Here is an 18,530-nt window from a genome sequence, read left to right as displayed (position 1 = left end):
AGTGTATTTTAAATCTTTGAACGATTTTTTGGCAATGGGCGGATACTCTGCTTATGTTTGGAGCGCTTTTGGCATCACATTTTTTTTGCTTTTTATTCTGCTTGTTGCCAGTATCCGCCGTGGAAATAAATTGCTCGATGAAGTCCAGTCTAAGATAGATAGGCAAGCCCGTATCGATGCTGCGAAAAGTATGGAGAACACATTATGAACCCAAGGCGTAAGAAAAGGTTGGGAGTCGTACTGATTATTTTCGTTGGTATCACTGCTACGGTTGGACTTATGTTGTATGCACTAAACCAAAATATGGACTTGTTCTACACACCAACTGAGCTAGTTGATGGTAAGCCTGACGGGATTAAGCCAGAGGTCGGTCAACGTCTGCGTATTGGTGGTATGGTGGTCAAAGGATCGGTAAAACGTGACCCAGAATCACTTCAAGTTGCGTTCGAATTGCATGACGTAGGCCCTAAAGTAACAGTGATTTATAACGGTATACTTCCCGATTTATTTAGAGAAGGGCAAGGCATTGTTGCACAAGGGGTTTTGAAAAACGCAACTACGGTTGAAGCTTTTGAAGTGCTTGCAAAGCATGATGAGGAATATATGCCTCCAGAGATTGCAGAGGCGATGAAGAAAAATCATCAACCCCTTAATTATACAGAACAACAAAAACAAGGAAGTGATCAATGATTGCTGAGATTGGTCATTTTGCCTTAATTATTTCACTAGCGATGGCAGTGTTATTGAGTATTTTGCCTTTGATTGGTGCATCTCGAAATAATACTCTGTTAATGAACACCGCACGACCTTTGTCTTGGGGGATGTTCTTGCTACTAGCTTTATCTTTTGCTGTGTTACTTTGGGCTTTTTACACCAACGACTTTACACTGACCTATGTTGCGACTAATTCTAATAGCCAATTACCTTGGTATTATCGTCTTACGGCGGTTTGGGGAGCTCATGAAGGTTCTTTGTTGCTATGGGTACTAATCCAAGCGATATGGACAGTTGCAGTAGCTACGTTTAGCCGTGGTATGCCGCAGGAATCAGTGTCACGGGTACTTGCTGTGATGGGCATGATTAGTGTTGGTTTCTTACTGTTTATTATCGTCACATCTAATCCCTTTTTAAGAACCTTGCCTTTCTTTCCTGTTGATGGGCGTGATCTGAATCCTTTATTACAGGATCCAGGACTTATCATTCACCCACCCATGCTTTACATGGGGTATGTAGGATTTTCTGTGGCATTCTCATTTGCCATTGCATCACTAATGACTGGCAGGCTTGATACCGCATGGGCACGTTGGTCTCGTCCGTGGACGACAGCTGCGTGGTTGTTTCTCACCTTAGGGATTGCACTTGGATCTTGGTGGGCATACTACGAGCTAGGTTGGGGAGGATGGTGGTTTTGGGATCCAGTAGAAAATGCGTCCTTTATGCCTTGGTTAGCGGGTACCGCTTTGATGCACTCACTGGCTGTGACAGAAAAACGCGGCACATTTAAAGCTTGGACTGTATTACTCGCCATATCAGCATTTTCCTTAAGCTTATTAGGTACCTTCTTAGTTCGATCAGGCATTTTGGTCTCAGTGCATGCTTTTGCCTCAGATCCCGCCAGAGGAGTGTTTATTTTATTCTTCTTGGTTTTTATTATTGGTGGTTCGTTACTGCTGTTTGCTTTAAAGAGTTCTAAGGTTCGTGTCCGTGGTAATTTTGAACTTATTTCACGGGAAAACACACTCCTTGCAAACAATGTATTACTTATTGCTGGGTTAGTCGTTGTTCTAGTTGGCACGTTACTGCCTCTTGTTCATAAACAAATAGGCTTAGGCTCAGTATCTATAGGTGCGCCATTTTTTGATCTTTTATTTGCGTGGTTAATGGTGCCATTTTCGTTCTTGCTTGGTATCGGGCCACTGATTCGATGGAAGCGCGATAATCTCTCCAGCTTAGTTAAACCTATGCTGATAGCAGGTATTGCTTCACTGGTTTTAGCCTATGTATTGGTATTCTTACTGGCTGACTTTTTCCAGTTTATGGCCTACCTAGGCTGGGTAATGGCGCTATGGATTATCTTTATGCATGGCTTTGAGATCCATCAGAGGGCTACCCATAGGCATAATTTTTCTGTTGGCGTTACCAAGCTTCAACGCAGTCACTGGGCGATGGTGCTTGGTCATATTGGTCTTGCCGTTGGCATTATCGGTATCGCTATGGTGCAAAACTATAGCATTGAACGTGATGTACGTTTGGCTCCCGGGCAAAGCTATAGTATCCAAGGTTATGATTTCTATTTTAAAGGTGTGAAAGATAAAAATGGTCCAAATTACGATGGCTATGTTGCGGACTTTAAAATCAGTCACCAAGGTGAGTATCTGAATACCTTATATGCAGAAAAGCGTTTTTATCGTACCGCCCGATCCATGATGACTGAAGCTGCTATAGATAGAGGTGTCACCCGCGATCTATATATTGCATTGGGTGAGAGGCTGGAAGATGACAAGTCTTGGGCTGTTCGTATTTACTATAAACCTTTTGTGCGATGGATTTGGGCAGGGGCCTTGCTCATGGCTATTGCTGGTGTGGTATCGATAAGCGATAAGCGTTATCGCTTTAGAAAAAGTACAAAAATGCAGGAGGCGTAATGCAGAAAAAATTACTATTTATTCCGCTGGTGGCTTTTTTGGGTTTGGTCGCTGTGTTTGCTACTCAGTTGTTCAAAAATTCACATGGTGATGATCCGACTAAACTCGAATCAGTACTAATTGGTCAATCTGTTCCTCATTTCAAGCTTGAAGACCTTGCAGAGCCGGGGAAACTTTACGACCAATCGATTTTTAAAGGTGAACCGTTACTTCTCAATGTGTGGGCAACTTGGTGCTCGACTTGTTATGTCGAACATCAGTATTTGAATAAACTGGCGTCGGAAGGCGTTAAAATTATCGGCATGAACTATAAAGACGAGCGTGCTAAAGCGGTCAAGTGGTTAGACCAACTCGGTAATCCTTACCTAATTAGTCTATTTGATGGCAGTGGTATGTTAGGCCTAGATTTAGGCGTCTATGGAGCGCCTGAGACGTTTTTGATTGATGCACAAGGTGTGATTCGTTATCGCCATGCAAGTAATGTTAGTGATCGCAGTTGGAATGACGACATTAAACCTATCTATGACCAGTTGTTGGCGGAGGCTAAGCAGTGAAAAACACCCTATTTTTTATGTTTTGTGCTGTGGTTCTATCTTTTTCTGTCAATGCAACTATCCAGATCTATGAATTTGAGGATTTAGAGCAGGAACAGCAGTTTAAAGAGCTGAGTAACACGCTTCGATGCCCTAAATGTCAAAATAATACTATTGCAGACTCAAATTCTGCACTGGCCGTTGATATACGGCAGAAAGTGTACGATATGACCAAACAGGGTGAGTCCAAACAGGATATTGTCGACTATATGGTGGCTCGGTATGGTAATTTTGTCACCTACAACCCCCCATTTACACTTGCTACCGCTATTTTATGGTTGGGGCCAATATTTGTTGTTATGGTCGGTTTCGGTTTTATTATTGTACGTACTCGTTCAAGTCAAAGTCGGATTAGCAGTGTGACGTGGGATCAAGCTAAAGAAGATCGTTTAGAGGCGCTCCTAGAAAAAAAGAATAATGGAGAGAAGCAGTAATGACGTTATTTTGGATTGTTTCAGCCATTCTAATTCTACTTAGCATAGTTCTTATCGGTATACCCATTATTCGAAAGAAAGCCAATAATGACGATTTACTGCGTGATGAACTTAACAAAGCACTGTACCAAGATAGGTTGTCTGAACTTGCAGAGGAAACACAAGGGGGCATAGTGGCGAACCAGCAGGAGCTTGTAGATGATCTTAAACAGTCCTTGCTTGATGATGTCCCCCATCAGCAGAGAGCTAATCCCCAAAGCTCAATTTCTCCCTTAGCTATTTTGCTACCGTCTGTAGTGTTTGTTGTTGTGTTGTCTTATGCACTGTATTTTAAGTTTGGAGCTTGGAGTCAAGTTGAACAATGGCAACAAGTTAGTGCTAACTTACCTGCTTTATCTAAAAAATTGATAACCCCAGAAGGGGGGGCCTTGAGTGATGACGAAATGCGCGATCTTACTTTGGCTTTGCGTACTCGTTTGCATTACCATCCGGATGATTCTACAGGTTGGTTACTATTGGGTCGGATTGCGTTAGCTGATAGGAATGTTACTACTGCGATTGGTGCGATGAAAAAAGCATATATGTTGAAGCCAGATGATGATGACATTAAGTTAGGTTATGCTCAGGCCTTGATGTTATCGCAAGATGAGCTTGATCAAACCACTGCACGCCGTGTTCTTGGGGATTTGGTGCAAAATGACCATGTCGATTTGCGTGTTTTCTCATTATTGGCATTCGACGCTTATGAGAGAGAAGATTATACTGGTGCCGTACGCTATTGGCGAGTGATGCAACGTATGATTGGCCCTGCTGATAGCCGCTATGAAATGTTGTCGCGCAGCATCGATAATGCTCAGCAGCAATTGGGGGGGGATGAAAACAGTGGTAAATCAGTCTCTGTTTCTATCTCCTTAAGCGATAAGGTTAAAGTTGATAAAAAATCAGCGTTAATTGTTTCTGTTCATACTGCGGATGGTTCACCTATGCCAGTTGCTGCGGCTCGATACCCTCTAGGATCTTTTCCCAGAACGGTTGTTCTTGATGATACTAATAGTATGTTGCAAAATCGTAAGCTATCCTCATTGGAGTCACTAATGGTAAGAGTACGTCTGGATAAAGATGGAAATGTTGCCACTAAGCAAGGGGATTGGTTTGGTGAGAGTGAAGCAGTTAAAATGGGACAATCTGTTTCAGTTACTATTGATAAAATATATCAATAAACGTAGTCTTAACAAAAATTGTAGAGGCTGGTACTACTGAGTGCCGGCCTTTGTGTGGAAGTGGTAATAATGAAGAGTTATAAGTCCCAGTTATGGGCAGTTGTGTGTGGGACAATGTTTCTGATGGGGTGTGCCAGTGCTCCCCAAGACTCCGTATCGGATGAGTCTGATGCCAATGATCCATTAGAGGGTTTTAACCGCACAATGTGGGAGGTTAACTACGATTTCTTAGACCCTTATTTTGTTCGCCCTGTCTCCTTGGCTTATGTCAATTATGTTCCTGAACCTGTACGTCATGGGATCTCAAACTTTTTGGGTAACCTTGATGAGCCAGCAAGTATTATTAATAACTTAATTATGGGCAATGGTCATAAGGCGATTGATCACTTTAACCGTTTTTGGATAAACAGTACCTTTGGCTTACTGGGTTTAATTGATGTGGCGTCGGCTGCGGGAATTACTCACCATAATAATAAATCATTTGGTGATGCGGTAGGGCATTATGGTGTTGGTAATGGGCCTTATGTTATGGTGCCAGGTTATGGGCCTTGGACAGTTAGGGAATCGGCAGATTTAGTCGATAATACTTATGTCCCGCTTTCATTGCTTAATATCTGGGCTGGTCTTGGTAAATGGGCCTTGGAAGGGATGGAAACGCGCGCATCGTTGGTGTCTCAAGAAGCGCTGTTGGATAATTCCCCTGACCCATATGTGCTGACTCGAGATGCTTATCTTCAAAGCCAGGATTTCAGTGCTGAAGTTGAACCACCAGATGAGTATGATGAAGACGAAGAGGCCTACCTCGATGATTATCTCGATGAGGACTTCTAGAAAAAAGCTTGGTCAATGACCAAGCTTTTTTATTGCCTAATTCAAACCTTAAAGCTAAACGGTGATGATTTAGAATCTGTAGCTGGCCTGAATGCCGATTAACCAAATATAACCCTTAGTTTCTCCAACAAATTGTCCACCAACATTCTGCGCCGTATCGTCAGAAGCATAGCCACGTGATTCGGTGATTGGGGTGTCTTTAGCCAGAATGTAGGTTAACCCACCATCTAGGGTTAACTGTTTAGTAAACGTATAACTTGCACCAAGGCTTAACCAAGTGCGGTCTGTTTCGGGAATGGTAATAGTGCGGTTTTTATCACTCACCGCTGAGGTGTCGTAAGCTATACCAGTGCGAAGCGTTAATTTCGGCTCTAGCTGGTAAGTGGCGCCGAGTGCTACACGATAGTTATCTTGCCAATTTTCAACTTTGACCATTTGACTGCCAAATGTGTCTAACTGAGCTTCAAGCTTTTCAAAACTGCTCCAATCTGTCCAGTTGATGCTGGTATGAATGGCGAATTTTTCAGTTAACTGGTGGAAGCTAGCGAGTTCTGCTGTGGCAGGAAGCGCAAGATCCATAGTGCCGTTATCACGGTTGCCATTACTAAGACTCGAATCAAACCCAAATCCTGTGGCATAGCCTTCAAGTTTCAGTTGAACTTCGGATTTGTAGCTAAAGCCAATACGGTGATCTTGGTTGATTTGCCACGCCGTTCCTACTTGCCAGCCCCAAGCTGTATCGTCACCTTCCATATACTTAAGGACTGTACCTTTAGGTGCTGAGATAGGGGTCATTCCAGATTGACCAATTATATTATTTTCAGGGGTCTTAGCGCCAAAGCTGCCTTCACCCATTACATAACGAAGACCGCCACCAACACTCCATCGTTGATTGAGCTGATAGGCGGCATTTAAGTTAGCTTCGATTGTGGTGACGCTGGCTTGATTACCAAAATGTGCAGCCGCGAAGTCATTTTCTAGGTTGGTTTCCATACCATAGTTGGTCCCGAGCGCAAATCCAACCGCGATTTGGTCCGAGTATTTATGCGAGAGGTAAAAGTTTGGAATAATGGCATCATCAGCAAAGTCTGACGAAGCTGCATTTGAGGTAGGCAGAGTAGGGTTAGCCGATATTGATCCATCAACCGTGCCGTTGACATCCACATTTGGATTAACATAAATAGCGCCGAGTGAGACTTGAGTGCCTTGCAGATACGTGAGCATCGCAGGGTTACGCCACTGTGCGCTGGCATTATCTGCTATTGCGGCTTCACCAGCATATGCTCGTCCTAGGCCTGTTGCCGAGTATTCCGCTAACTGAAATCCCGCTGCATTGGCGGTATGAGCAGCTGACATTAGACTCGCGGCCACTGCGAGAGAGAGAAAAGTAATTTTTGGTTTCATTATATATCGCTGACTTTATAAAAGTGTCTGGAGATAATAGAGTTAGAGTTATTACTTTAAAAATAAAAAGCAGGCTAATAGTCATATTCGAGATAAAATATGGCGACTGTAAGAGTTTTTTTTATAACTCTCTGATTATTAAATCTATATAGCACTTACTCAGCGAACACTCGTGGTGTGAAAACGCTATTTGATAGCACAGCCGTAGGCTAAAAATAATCAAATAATGCTTTGATTTAGGTAAGGAAACGAAAAAGGGCCATATGATATGGCCCTTATGTGGCCCTTATGTGGCCGTTAGAGTGTTTAGATTAGAAACTGCGGCTATATTGCAGGCCAACTAAGATAGCGTCTGCCTTTGTAGTGCCATTTATTGAAGATAGTTGTTGGGTGGGGTTATTTGGATTTAAAGTTGTTTCCTCAACTTTGACATCTTCACCTAGCAAATATGTGAAACCAAAATCAATATTTGATTTATCGTCTATATGGTAAGTAAACCCAGTAGATAACCAGTTACGATCAGAATCTGGTACTGATACAGATGTGACTTTGTCTTGTGCGCTGGTGTCATACATATAACCCGCACGTAGTGTCCAATCTTGGTTTAAGTAATAGGTACCACCAATAGAGTAGTGCATTCCATTTTGCCATTCATAAGTATTGATATCACCAGCTTTGTCAGCGACTAACTTATCAAACTCACTCCAGTTTATCCATTGGATACTATAGTGAACGGCATACTTATCATTGAGGCGATGGTAACCCGAGAATTCTGCCATATCAGGTAGTGGCATATGTAAGGTGTCAGAGGAATAAGTTGTACCTGATTTGACGATGTCACCTTCCGCTTCTAAGTCAGGGCTGTAACGATAAGAGAAGCCGAAACGATTTTTATCATCAAGCTCGTATACTGTACCTAAATTAAAACCCACAGCCCAGCCATCAGCTTTCGTATCTAGAGCTGTATACGATGAAGATGCGCCGCTCGTTAAAACGTTTGAAAGTGTTGGGCTTGCCGTGCGTTTAAGCTTACCCTCACCATAAATAAAATCGAGGCCAGCACCAAAGCTCCATTGCTCATCTAGTCTGTATGAGCCTGATACGCCGAGATTCATGCTTTTAACGTCGGTTAGGCCACCATACTCCGAAGCGGCAAAAGAGCTATCAAATTCCGTTTTTGTACCAAAGTTGGTATAGGCATTTACACCCCATGCAAATTTATCGTTTACAGGTACGATTAAATGGATGTTAGGGGCAATAGAAGTATCACCTGCGTCACTATAATTTGAATCTGAAGTTGTATAGTTCGTACCATTAAATACTCTGTATTGGGCATCTTTTACTTCAATTTTTGAAGTGATAGAAACAAACCCTAGAGAGAGTGACATTTCATCAAATAATGCCATTGTTGCTGGGTTACGCGCCATTGATGAAGCATTATCAGCAATTACGGCATCACCAGCAAAAGCACGACCAAGGCCAGTGGCAGATTGTGCGTTTAGTTGGAAGCCTGCAGCGAGAGCTTGCTGCGAAGCCAGAGTGGTACTGGCAATGGTCACGGCTAGAAGTGACTTCTTAAACAGACGTGTCTTATTCATCATACTTTTCCTTTTTCTTCGCCTCTCGCGGACGTCTTATTTGAGTGAAAACTCAATGGTTGGTAAATCTAAGCAGCCAGTATAAAAGATAGAAATCGGACCATTACGCACTAAGTAGGTAAAATTACAGAAATAAAAGCTATTTGGCAGGAATTGACAGTAAAAGTGAATTAAATAGAGTTTTAACTCTATTTTTTGACTAAAAAAATGGCTCAAGCAGATTGCTCAAGCCATGAGGTAGCTCACAAAATGTTAAAATTTGGTTAACTCATAGGTTTGATAATGTTTGCTATGTTTTCAGCGATGTTAGCAATATTTTCACCTTCTTCACCGACGAGAATTAAGCTGGTGTTACCAAGGGGTTCAACCACACCAGTCATACCCTGCTGCTCAAAATCCACAGCTTGTTTGGAGGGTATGCTGGTTAAGAACAAGGTGATTTTGCCTTTTTCACCTTGAAATACCATGTGCAGCGCGTTTGTATCGCCAAAGCCACAATGATTGAGATAGTACACATGATAGGGAAAGTTAGCGCCAAGTTGATGATCGAACGGCATCATTTTGGCATTGATTTGTGATGAGGGTACATTTTCATCAAGGCGTGCGACGAAAGGCTTTTCATCGACAACATGTTTAATCGCAATATCTGAAATACTGGCGTGCGCTACTGGCACAACAATATTGCCCCAGTTGACTTGTCCAATCAGAAGACCAAATGCAAATGCAATCGATGCAGCAGTGGCCATTGCACGTTTTGCAAAAGTGGGTCTGATGATATTTGATTCAGAGTGAGATGTTTGACTAAACAAAATGCGATCAACTAGATCTTCAGGAACATCAACCGCCATCGCTTTAGCAATATGCGTGTCGAGATCCAGTACATCATCGGCAAATTTGCTGTTGGCACTGTCAGCTTTGATTGCTTCAACAATATCCCTATCCCGCTCTTTGGGATCGGACATAATACGACGACGGAATTCTAACTCATCCATTTTGTTGCCCTCGGTGACAATTTTCTGTATCTAGCATGTCTTTCAACTGGTTCCTTGCTCTAAACAGACGAGTCATCACTGTGTTCTTGTTGAGGCCGAGAATCTCACCGATCTCTTCGCCACTGAACCCCCCGACGACCTGCAAAAAAAGCGGTTCACGGTACTCATCTTCCAGTTTCATAATTTGCGCTTGTATCCATTGCGATTGATGGTGCGGCGCATCACTGACTTTGGCGTCATTAGCGTGATCATCAATATCAACTAGATCAAACTGCTTCCTTTCAAAACGGCGAGCGTTTTCACGTCTTAATATGGTAATAAGCCACGACTTTGCCGCTTTTTCATCTTGCAAGCTCTCAAGAGACTTCCATGCCCGTAAGCAGGTTTCTTGGACAAGATCTTCTGCTACAGATTTGTCTTTGCACAGCCAATAGGCATAGCGGTATAAATCCCTATGATACGCTCTAACAAGTGCTTCATACTTTCTTTGTCTGTCTATATCCGAGTTGACCGGAGGACTCGACTTTTTCTTTCCAAAAATATTAATAACGGACACATGAGCCTCCAATTTTGCTCTGTGGTTTGGTCATACACCTAAGTCTAGGCACTAGAAGAGTATGATTTACTGAGTCTTTAATCAAACATTCTCTGGACTTATCAGACCAGACTAATTGTACGCTAAATATTATGGCTAAAAAATCGACTCAAAATGGATTTATTTCAACATTCAATATTACTCACAGAGTATAGTCCGGTCTGCGATCTAATGAGCCTTTAAGCTGATGTGTTGAGCAAGGTGAGATTTCTTTTTGTAGGCTGACTTTCGTTTTTATCAAGGCACTGGTTACTTTCTATTGATTTAAGTTCATTGCTTGTTTTCCAACCATGCGCGGAATGTTTTTTATACCTAATAACCCACAGTTAAAGTCATCGCTTTTCCATCCCAAATCACGTTTAATTAAACGAGCGTTTGATTCGCCTAACATTCTGGTTACAATATTTCTGGTCTGACCTCTATTTTGTAAAGGAGAAATAATGGGCAAGCAGGAAGTGAAAACGCGCTCAGGTGAGCGTATTGCGGTTGTTGCGGGTTTGCGGACACCGTTTGCACGTCAAAGCACGGAATTTAGTCAGGTGCCAGCTATTGATCTAGGAAAAATGGTGGTGAGTGAAATGATGGCACGTACTGAAATCGACCCTAAATTGGTTGATCAAGTCGTGTTTGGTCAGGTTGTACAGATGCCTGAAGCGCCCAATATTGCGCGAGAAATCGTGCTGGGAACAGGAATGAATATTAACACTGATGCCTATAGTGTAACCCGAGCTTGCGCAACCAGTTTTCAATCTGCTGTCAATGTGGCGGAAAGTATCATGGCAGGCACTATCGATGTCGGCATTGCGGGGGGAGCAGACTCTTCCTCAGTATTGCCTATCGGAGTCTCAAAAAAATTGGCCGCTAATCTTCTTGCTTTAAGCAAAACCAAAACCATGGGCCAGAAGCTTAAATTGCTTAAAAATCTTTCATTCAAAGATCTCATGCCCGTTCCTCCTGCTGTGGCAGAGTATTCAACCGGTCTTTCCATGGGTCAAACCGCCGAACAGATGGCCAAGTCCCATGCGATTACTCGTCAAGAACAAGATGCACTTGCTCATCGCTCTCACTCTTTGGCATCACAGGCATGGAAAGAAGGCAAGATTGAAGGGGAGGTCATGACTGCTTTCCCTGAACCTTATAGACAGTGGATATCCCAAGACAATAATGTTCGTCATGACTCTACACTGGAAGGTTACGCCAAATTACGCCCAGCGTTTGATCGTCAATATGGCAGTGTAACGGCGGCGAATAGTACCCCATTAACGGATGGCGCAGCAGCAATAATGTTGATGCGTGAAGGTAAAGCCAAAGAGTTAGGCCTTGACGTAATGGGCTATATTCGGTCGTACGCATTTTCAGCGATTGGGGTTGAAATGGATATGTTGATGGGACCTTCCTACTCGACTCCGTTAGCGCTTAGTAGAGCTGGCATTGAGCTGTCTGATTTGACTTTAATTGATATGCACGAAGCCTTTGCTGCTCAGACATTATCGAACGTAAAAATGTTCGCCTCTGATAAATTTGCTCAGCAAAAACTCGGCCTTGCTAAAGCGATTGGTGAAATCGATATGGAAAAATTTAATGTATTGGGAGGCTCGATTGCCTACGGCCACCCATTTGCAGCCACGGGCGCTCGTATGATTACCCAAACATTGAGAGAGCTTAAACGCCGTGGTGGTGGTTTGGCGTTGAATACAGCCTGCGCAGCAGGTGGTTTAGGTGCAGCTATGGTTCTGGAGGTCGAGTAATGAGTGAACAAAAAGCATTTGATTTAAAGATTGATGAACAAAACATTGCTTGGTTATCGATTGATGTTCCGGGCGAGAGGATGAACACTTTACAAGCTGCTTTTGCCAATGAAATGGAAGCAATATTCACTCAGTTACAAGAGAAAATTGCGTCTATCAAGGGAGTCATTGTCCACTCACTCAAGCCTGATAACTTTATTGCTGGTGCTGATGTGCGGATGCTTGATGCTTGTACCAGTGCAAAGCAAGCGAAAGCCTTGGCTGAGCAAGGGCAGAAGATGTTTCAGCAATTGTCTGACCTTCCATTTCCTGTGGTTGCAGCTATTCATGGGCCATGTTTGGGCGGTGGTTTAGAGTTAGCTTTAGCATGTGACTATCGAGTGTGCTCAGCTTCAGACAAAACCCGTTTAGGATTGCCTGAAGTGCAATTGGGTTTATTACCGGGCTCTGGTGGTACTCAGCGTTTACCTCGCTTAATTGGTTTACTGCCTTCTCTCGATATGATCCTCACAGGTAAGCAGTTAAGAGCAGTTAAAGCGAAAAAGTTAGGTGTTGTTGACGCTGTGGTTCCAGAAAGCATTTTATTGCAAGTGGCCAAAAGCTTTGTTGATAAGAATACTGGAAGGTCACAGGCTAAGCGCAAGGTGTCGACCAAGGAAAAACTCATCTCTAATACCAGCTTGGGACGGAAAGTTATTTTTGAACAAGCGGCTAAGAAAACTTATGAAAAAACGCGCGGTAACTATCCAGCAGCAGAAGCTATTTTAGACGTAATACGATATGGCCTAGAAAAAGGTTTTGAAAAAGGTCAAGAAAAGGAAGCAGAGCGATTTGGTGAGTTGGTAGTGACCCCAGAATCTAAGGCACTGCGTTCGATTTTCTTTGCAACGACTGAAATGAAAAAAGACAACGGAACGGATGCTAAGCCAAGTGAAATTAGCGCAGCAGTGGTTCTAGGTGGTGGCTTAATGGGCGCTGGAATCAGCCATGTTACCATCTCTAAAGCCAAGATTCAGGTGAGAATTAAAGATATGTCTAATGACGGCGTTCTCAATGCGTTAAAGTACAATTACAAGTTGTTTGATAGGCAGCGTAAGCGCCGAATCTTATCTAGGGCGCAGCTACAGTCGAAGATGCTGAACTTATCAGGTGGTATTGATTTTACCCGTTTTAATCATACTGACATTGTTGTGGAAGCTGTGTTTGAAGACTTGGAATTAAAACAGCAAATGGTGGCTGATGTCGAAGAGAATGCTAGCCAAAACACGATATTTGCGACTAATACATCGTCACTGCCGATTCATAAGATTGCCGAAAAAGCACAGCGACCAGAACAAATTGTAGGCTTGCATTACTTCAGTCCAGTAGAAAAAATGCCATTGGTGGAAATCATACCTCACCATACGACATCCGATGAGACTATCTCTACCGTGGTTGAGTTTGCTCGCAAGCAAGGGAAAACGCCGATTGTCGTTAAAGATTGCGCCGGCTTTTATGTCAACCGGATTCTTGCCCCTTACATGAATGAAGCGGCTCAGATCTTAATGTCTGGTGAGCCTATAGAGCATTTGGACAAAGCATTATTAAATTTTGGGTTCCCTGTCGGACCAATTACTTTGCTTGATGAAGTCGGTATTGATATTGGCGCTAAAATCATGCCTATCCTAGTTGGGGAGCTTGGGGAGCGATTTAAAGGGCCAGATGTGTTCGATACTTTGCTGGATGATAATCGTAAAGGCAGAAAAAGTGGCAAAGGTTTTTATACCTACAAAGGTAAAAAGAAAGAGGTAGATAAATCCGTCTATAAACTGTTGAGCCTTACTCCTGAAATTACGTTGGCAGAAAAGGAACTTGCTCTACGCTGCGTGTTACCAATGCTAAATGAAGCGGTCCGTTGTCTTGAGGAAGGAATAATCCGCAGCCCACGTGATGGTGATATTGGCGCTATATTTGGCATCGGCTTTCCGCCATTCCTTGGTGGTCCTTTTCGATACATGGACCAGCTTGGTTTAGAGACGGTTATTGAACTGATGAACCAACATGCTCAGAAATATGGCGCTCGTTTTGCGCCTTGTGATGGATTATTGACTCGCGCTGGTTTGAACAAACCATTTTATGAATAATTGTTTATGAATGTGAAAAGGCGAGCGGTAGAGTTCGCCTTTTTTGTAACCTGAGGTTATGATCGGTTCAAATCAAAAACTCACTAGGGATTTCAAATGGATGCTTTAGATTTGTTGCTTAATCGACGTTCTATTGCCAAATTATCTCAACCTGCACCTGAAGGGCAGGTGCTTGAAAATATCATTCGAGCCGGACTCCGAGCTCCAGACCATGCTGGTCTTACCCCTTGGCGTTTTGTGATTTCTCAGGGAGAAGGCCTGAGTAAATTGTCCGATATTTTGGTTTCTGCTGCACAAGCAGAAAGAAGCGAAGAAAGTGTGGTAGAGAAGCTGAGAAACGCGCCATTTCGCGCCCCAATGGTAATTACTGTCATTGCCAAGGTAACTCTTCATGAGAAAGTACCAGCTCTTGAACAATATTTATCAGCAGGGTGTGCAGTACAAGCGATGCAGATGGCAGCGGTTGCACAGGGGTTTCAAGGTTTTTGGCGTTCGGGAAAATGGATGTTTGATCAAAGTGTTCGTAGCGCTTTTGGCTTAGAAGGTGATGATCAAATTATTGGTTTCCTTTATCTTGGCACACCTGGGTGTACTCCAATGAAGGTGCCAGAACGAGATTTAAAGAAGTTCGTTGAGTATATGTAATAGCAGCCCCAAAGCCTAAAGATAAGCTTTGGGGCTAGTTTTTCAGACCACGCATAATGGTAAACATGCCCTAATCAATCAATATTGTATGCAATAACAAAATCTATCAATAATCGTACTTTTTCAGGTAAGTGATCTTTGTGGTTATACAGCATGTAGACATCACGGGGGTTAGCGCTCCACTCCTCTAAAACACGTGTTAGGCTTCCATCTTCTATATGCTCTTGAAGCATGACATCTGGCATTAAGGTAATACCTAAACCATCTGAGCAAGCACTGCGAACCACGTCTAGAGCATTGGCTTGAAAGCGGCCTTTATCATTATTAATGACAGTTTCACCACTAGCATTGGTTATTTGCCACTTTAATAATGGTGCTCCCTTCAAAAGAGAATGATTGTGTAAATCTTCAGCATGTTTTGGTGCGGGGCTGCTGGCAAGGTATTTAGGGCTAGCAACTAAAATATCTTCTACTGAACCAATCTTACGTGCAATCAGGCTTGAATCTCGCTGTGGGCCAACACGAAAAATAACATCCCACTCCGTTGGATCAAGTTGATCTGCGTGATTACTGGTTGTTAGCTCAAGATTGATATCTGGATAGTTCGTCATGAAGGCACTGAGCATTGGCATCATCATTCGTTTGGTGAGGTTGGAGGGAGTGGAAACGCGAATTTTTCCTGCCGCACCTCGGCATTCGTCGGTGATTTCCTCTGTGGCTAATGTCAGTCGGCTGAGAAGGGGAGAGCATTCATTGTAGAAACGTTCGCCAGCTTCTGTAAGAGAAAGCTTTCGTGCATGACGGTTGAGTAATCTAAGGTTAAGTGCTTCTTCCAACGCTTGTATGCGTCGAGTGATTGTTGCGACGGGAATCATAGTCTTGCGAGATGTTGCAGTATAACTTCCGTTTTCAACAACGAGCCTAAATAGGTTGAGATCGTCTAATTTCATTTTTTCCGACACATTTTTTGCGAATTGGGTTAAATTACATATATATCAGATGTCAAAGGGTGAATTGTATCAATGAGGTTAAAAAACTTTGACTCTAGCTACATATAGTATTCAACATGCGCGAAAAGTGGAAGATTTGTATAAATACACTTTCGCAGCTACTTTTAAATGAGTGTTTGAAATAATTTACAATTACAAAAATAATACTAACAGTTGTACGTTATAGTTGTGTGAGGCCAAGGTTTATGCATAAAACTTATGAAGTGGCGACAACGCCCTCACCCCAGGTGACTACTGGGTCAAAGTTAATTATGATCGTTGATGATGATCCTGTTTTTCGCAAGCTCACAGGTGGGTTTATTGAAGCGCAGGGCCATGAGGTTGTGGAAGCCGAAAACGGTCTAGAAGGTCTAAAAAAACTTAGAGAATACGAACCTGATCTTGTCCTTTGTGACCTTTCTATGCCGGTTTTAGATGGTATAGAATTTGTCGAAGAGGTGAGCCTTGAATACCCATCACTGCCCTTAATTGTTGTGTCTGCGACTGATGAGATGGCTGACGTCGCGCAAGCGCTGCGTTTTGGTATCAAAGATTTTCTCCCCAAACCCATAACCAATCCAGGGCACCTAGCGAGTGCAATAGAAAACACTTTGGATGATTCTGATAACCATTTATGTGATCAGCGTGATTTCGCAAGTCAATGGTTTAGAATAGACAGCGGCGATATGCCTGAAGAGCAGGAATTACACTGGCATTTAGAATACCTACAAGATAACCCCATTGCGGCAAAAGATTTGCTGCATGCTTTGTTGCCCGACAAAGACACTGCACAAGGGGATTGGAAATGCAGCTATCGTTTGTTGCAATCGACGGATGTTATGCCCTTAGTATATGAGTACGCTTGGCTTATGAATGGCCAGTTTGCTTTTTACCTTGTTGATTCTGCCAGTGAAGGGCAGCATGGTGCTGCCACGACTTTATTGGTTCGAGCGCTATTTCATGATTATCTGCGTAACTTAAAAAGCTTCAACGCTGATCTGAAAGATTTAGCAGATTTGCTTGAAAAGGGCTTGGCGTGCGCAGAATGCGCGAGCCCAGTAAGAGCCTTGTTTGGTATCGCAGATGTGTCTGAAGGGACATTATCATTGCTACCTGCGGGCCTAGATGCTCAATGGTCAAATGGGTATTATTCTCAACATATAGCGGCTGGAACCAAACTTGGTGAAAATTGTATCAAAAATTTTATAACGCCTGATTTACCAATCCAATCTGCTTGCCAATTAACATTGAGTTGCTTGGGGTCGAGTAGCTTTAGCTTAGATATTTTCCGTGGTGGGAGTGCATAGCCTATGGCTGTACTCCTAATAACCTTATGTTTTCACGGTGTTTATTGCTGTGTTATTAGGGTATAGTCCGCCAACACAAAAACGACCCAATTCGTTAACTAAATAGTAACGATTGATAACAAATAATGTAGCCACATAAGAGAAGTAATCCTATGGCAGACAAAGACTTTAAAGAACCATACAATATCCTTTACTTTTTAGGGTTTGTTGCAGCACTATTAATCCCTACTCTTCCTGCAACGCTTACATGGATCCGTGTCTTAAATGGATATGCAGGTTTCTAATTCAACAAACCGGAGTGCAGCATCAATATTCGAAGATTAGGTTTAAATATTGTTGGTGTCCTAAGTTTGCTACTAGGGTTTCTGGGGATATTTTTGCCTTTACTCCCTACCACACCATTTATTCTTCTCTCTAGCGCTTGTTTTATGCGCAGTAGCCCAAAGTTTCATTTCTGGTTGCATCAGCACAAAACATTCGGCCCTATTCTTGATAATTGGCATCAGCATCGCGCTATTACCAGTAAAGTCAAAACTCGTGGTGCACTTTGTATGATTGCGAGCTTTTGTTTCTCTATTTGGATTGTTTCTCAAGTCTGGTTAAAGGTTGTCTTGCTGGTGATGTTAATGACGTTATTGACTTGGTTTATTCGATTACCCGTAATAGATCGCCTTGCTGATAAGCAAGAAAATCACTAAGATTGCATAAATGTAGCCTGCTATTTTGGTAGGCGTGTATTGGTAGTGTAACGCAGGCATTTTAGCTGACTCTAAAATGACTTTTGCAGGAAATACCTTTACTAACGCTTATTATTAGACTTTTTAGTATAGAATAAGCTTAGCCAATCTAAGATATGAATTATGACAACTGAAACAATCACACTTATCAAGTCAAGTATCAAAAGCATTCCAGATTATCCTAAGCCCGGTATTTTATTTCGTGACGTCACTAGTTTGATGGAAAATGCGAGTGCTTATAAGGCGACGATCCAAGTGCTGTTAGAAAAGTACCAAGGGATGGGCTTTACCAAAGTTGTGGGGACAGAAGCACGAGGTTTTTTATTTGGTGCTCCATTAGCTTTAGAACTTGGTATTGGTTTTATTCCGGTACGTAAGCCGGGTAAGCTACCACGTCAAACGGTCTCTCAATCTTACCAACTTGAATACGGTAGCGATACATTGGAAATACATACCGATGCTATATCACAAGGTGATAAGGTTTTAGTTGTTGACGATTTATTAGCAACAGGTGGGACTATTGAAGCGACTACACAGCTCATTCGTCAACTAGGCGGCGTGGTTGAACATGCCGCATTTGTTATCAATCTACCAGACATCGGTGGTGATAAACGCCTTGAGAAATTGGGCCTCAATGTGTATAGCATTTGCGAATTCGATGGTCATTAA

General features: G+C 42.7%; 18 protein-coding genes. 13 read left to right on the top strand and 5 right to left on the bottom strand.

The window, feature by feature from the left end; translation table 11 throughout:
- Position 1: 1 nt before the first annotated feature.
- From ccmD to OCV27_RS10650, 7 genes are all read left to right on the top strand, one after another.
- Positions 2-208: a heme exporter protein CcmD gene (gene ccmD, locus OCV27_RS10680; RefSeq protein WP_125320322.1), complete on the top strand. Its 207-nt coding sequence runs from the start codon at positions 2-4 to the stop codon at positions 206-208.
- Positions 205-690 carry a cytochrome c maturation protein CcmE gene (gene ccmE, locus OCV27_RS10675; protein ID WP_125320321.1) on the top strand — a complete coding sequence of 162 codons (486 nt, stop codon included), beginning with the start codon at positions 205-207 and terminating at the stop codon, positions 688-690. Before ccmD ends, ccmE begins: the two co-directional genes overlap by 4 nt.
- Positions 687-2,645, top strand: coding sequence for a heme lyase CcmF/NrfE family subunit (locus OCV27_RS10670; RefSeq protein WP_125320320.1), 1,959 nt, complete (start codon positions 687-689; stop codon positions 2,643-2,645). Before ccmE ends, OCV27_RS10670 begins: the two co-directional genes overlap by 4 nt.
- Positions 2,645-3,199: a DsbE family thiol:disulfide interchange protein gene (locus OCV27_RS10665; RefSeq protein WP_125320319.1), complete on the top strand. Its 555-nt coding sequence runs from the start codon at positions 2,645-2,647 to the stop codon at positions 3,197-3,199. The genes OCV27_RS10670 and OCV27_RS10665 overlap by 1 nt, the downstream gene beginning before the upstream one ends.
- Positions 3,196-3,672 carry a cytochrome c-type biogenesis protein gene (locus tag OCV27_RS10660; protein WP_420919466.1) on the top strand — a complete coding sequence of 159 codons (477 nt, stop codon included), beginning with the start codon at positions 3,196-3,198 and terminating at the stop codon, positions 3,670-3,672. The genes OCV27_RS10665 and OCV27_RS10660 overlap by 4 nt, the downstream gene beginning before the upstream one ends.
- Positions 3,672-4,892: a c-type cytochrome biogenesis protein CcmI gene (gene ccmI / locus OCV27_RS10655; protein WP_125320318.1), complete on the top strand. Its 1,221-nt coding sequence runs from the start codon at positions 3,672-3,674 to the stop codon at positions 4,890-4,892. The genes OCV27_RS10660 and ccmI overlap by 1 nt, the downstream gene beginning before the upstream one ends.
- Positions 4,893-4,961: 69 nt before the next feature.
- Positions 4,962-5,723 carry an MlaA family lipoprotein gene (locus OCV27_RS10650; RefSeq protein WP_125320317.1) on the top strand — a complete coding sequence of 254 codons (762 nt, stop codon included), beginning with the start codon at positions 4,962-4,964 and terminating at the stop codon, positions 5,721-5,723.
- A 69-nt stretch (positions 5,724-5,792) separates the two neighbouring features.
- Here OCV27_RS10650 and OCV27_RS10645 read toward each other — a convergent pair whose 3' ends face one another.
- The 4 genes from OCV27_RS10645 to OCV27_RS10630 form a co-directional block, all read right to left on the bottom strand.
- Complete coding sequence (locus OCV27_RS10645; protein ID WP_125320316.1) at positions 5,793-7,127, bottom strand: outer membrane protein transport protein; 1,335 nt, start codon at positions 7,125-7,127, stop codon at positions 5,793-5,795.
- Between the two features lie 311 nt (positions 7,128-7,438).
- Positions 7,439-8,725, bottom strand: a complete 1,287-nt coding sequence (locus tag OCV27_RS10640) for an outer membrane protein transport protein (protein ID WP_125320345.1) — start codon at positions 8,723-8,725, stop codon at positions 7,439-7,441.
- A gap of 263 nt (positions 8,726-8,988) precedes the next feature.
- Positions 8,989-9,717: a DUF3379 domain-containing protein gene (locus tag OCV27_RS10635; protein WP_125320315.1), complete on the bottom strand. Its 729-nt coding sequence runs from the start codon at positions 9,715-9,717 to the stop codon at positions 8,989-8,991.
- On the bottom strand, positions 9,710-10,258 hold the full coding sequence (locus tag OCV27_RS10630) for a sigma-70 family RNA polymerase sigma factor (RefSeq protein ID WP_185759744.1): 549 nt from the start codon (positions 10,256-10,258) through the stop codon (positions 9,710-9,712). Before OCV27_RS10630 ends, OCV27_RS10635 begins: the two co-directional genes overlap by 8 nt.
- 494 nt (positions 10,259-10,752) lie before the next feature.
- On the opposite strand from OCV27_RS10630, the gene fadI reads away from it, so the two are divergent.
- The 3 genes from fadI to OCV27_RS10615 all read left to right on the top strand — a co-directional run bounded on the left by fadI (position 10,753) and on the right by OCV27_RS10615 (position 14,828).
- The gene (fadI, locus tag OCV27_RS10625) at positions 10,753-12,060 is read left to right on the top strand and encodes an acetyl-CoA C-acyltransferase FadI (RefSeq protein WP_125320313.1); all 1,308 of its coding nucleotides are present in this window, start codon (positions 10,753-10,755) and stop codon (positions 12,058-12,060) included.
- On the top strand, positions 12,060-14,183 hold the full coding sequence (fadJ, locus tag OCV27_RS10620; RefSeq protein ID WP_125320312.1) for a fatty acid oxidation complex subunit alpha FadJ: 2,124 nt from the start codon (positions 12,060-12,062) through the stop codon (positions 14,181-14,183). Before fadI ends, fadJ begins: the two co-directional genes overlap by 1 nt.
- Positions 14,184-14,279: 96 nt before the next feature.
- Positions 14,280-14,828: an NAD(P)H nitroreductase gene (locus OCV27_RS10615; protein ID WP_125320311.1), complete on the top strand. Its 549-nt coding sequence runs from the start codon at positions 14,280-14,282 to the stop codon at positions 14,826-14,828.
- 74 nt (positions 14,829-14,902) lie between these two features.
- On the opposite strand, the gene OCV27_RS10610 is transcribed toward OCV27_RS10615, so the two are convergent.
- Positions 14,903-15,778 carry a LysR family transcriptional regulator gene (locus OCV27_RS10610; RefSeq protein WP_125320310.1) on the bottom strand — a complete coding sequence of 292 codons (876 nt, stop codon included), beginning with the start codon at positions 15,776-15,778 and terminating at the stop codon, positions 14,903-14,905.
- Positions 15,779-16,023: 245 nt separating this feature from the next.
- On the opposite strand from OCV27_RS10610, the gene OCV27_RS10605 reads away from it, so the two are divergent.
- From OCV27_RS10605 to apt, 3 genes are all read left to right on the top strand, one after another.
- Positions 16,024-17,124: a response regulator gene (locus OCV27_RS10605; RefSeq protein ID WP_125320309.1), complete on the top strand. Its 1,101-nt coding sequence runs from the start codon at positions 16,024-16,026 to the stop codon at positions 17,122-17,124.
- Between the two features lie 332 nt (positions 17,125-17,456).
- Positions 17,457-17,822, top strand: a complete 366-nt coding sequence (locus tag OCV27_RS10600) for a YbaN family protein (RefSeq protein ID WP_125320307.1) — start codon at positions 17,457-17,459, stop codon at positions 17,820-17,822.
- Between the two features lie 162 nt (positions 17,823-17,984).
- Positions 17,985-18,530, top strand: coding sequence for an adenine phosphoribosyltransferase (apt, locus tag OCV27_RS10595; RefSeq protein ID WP_125320306.1), 546 nt, complete (start codon positions 17,985-17,987; stop codon positions 18,528-18,530).

The organism is Vibrio pectenicida (assembly GCA_024347015.1).
Lineage (GTDB): Bacteria > Pseudomonadota > Gammaproteobacteria > Enterobacterales > Vibrionaceae > Vibrio > Vibrio pectenicida.
Note: the sequence above shows the minus strand (reverse complement) of the source record. Positions and strands in the feature narration are given on the sequence as shown.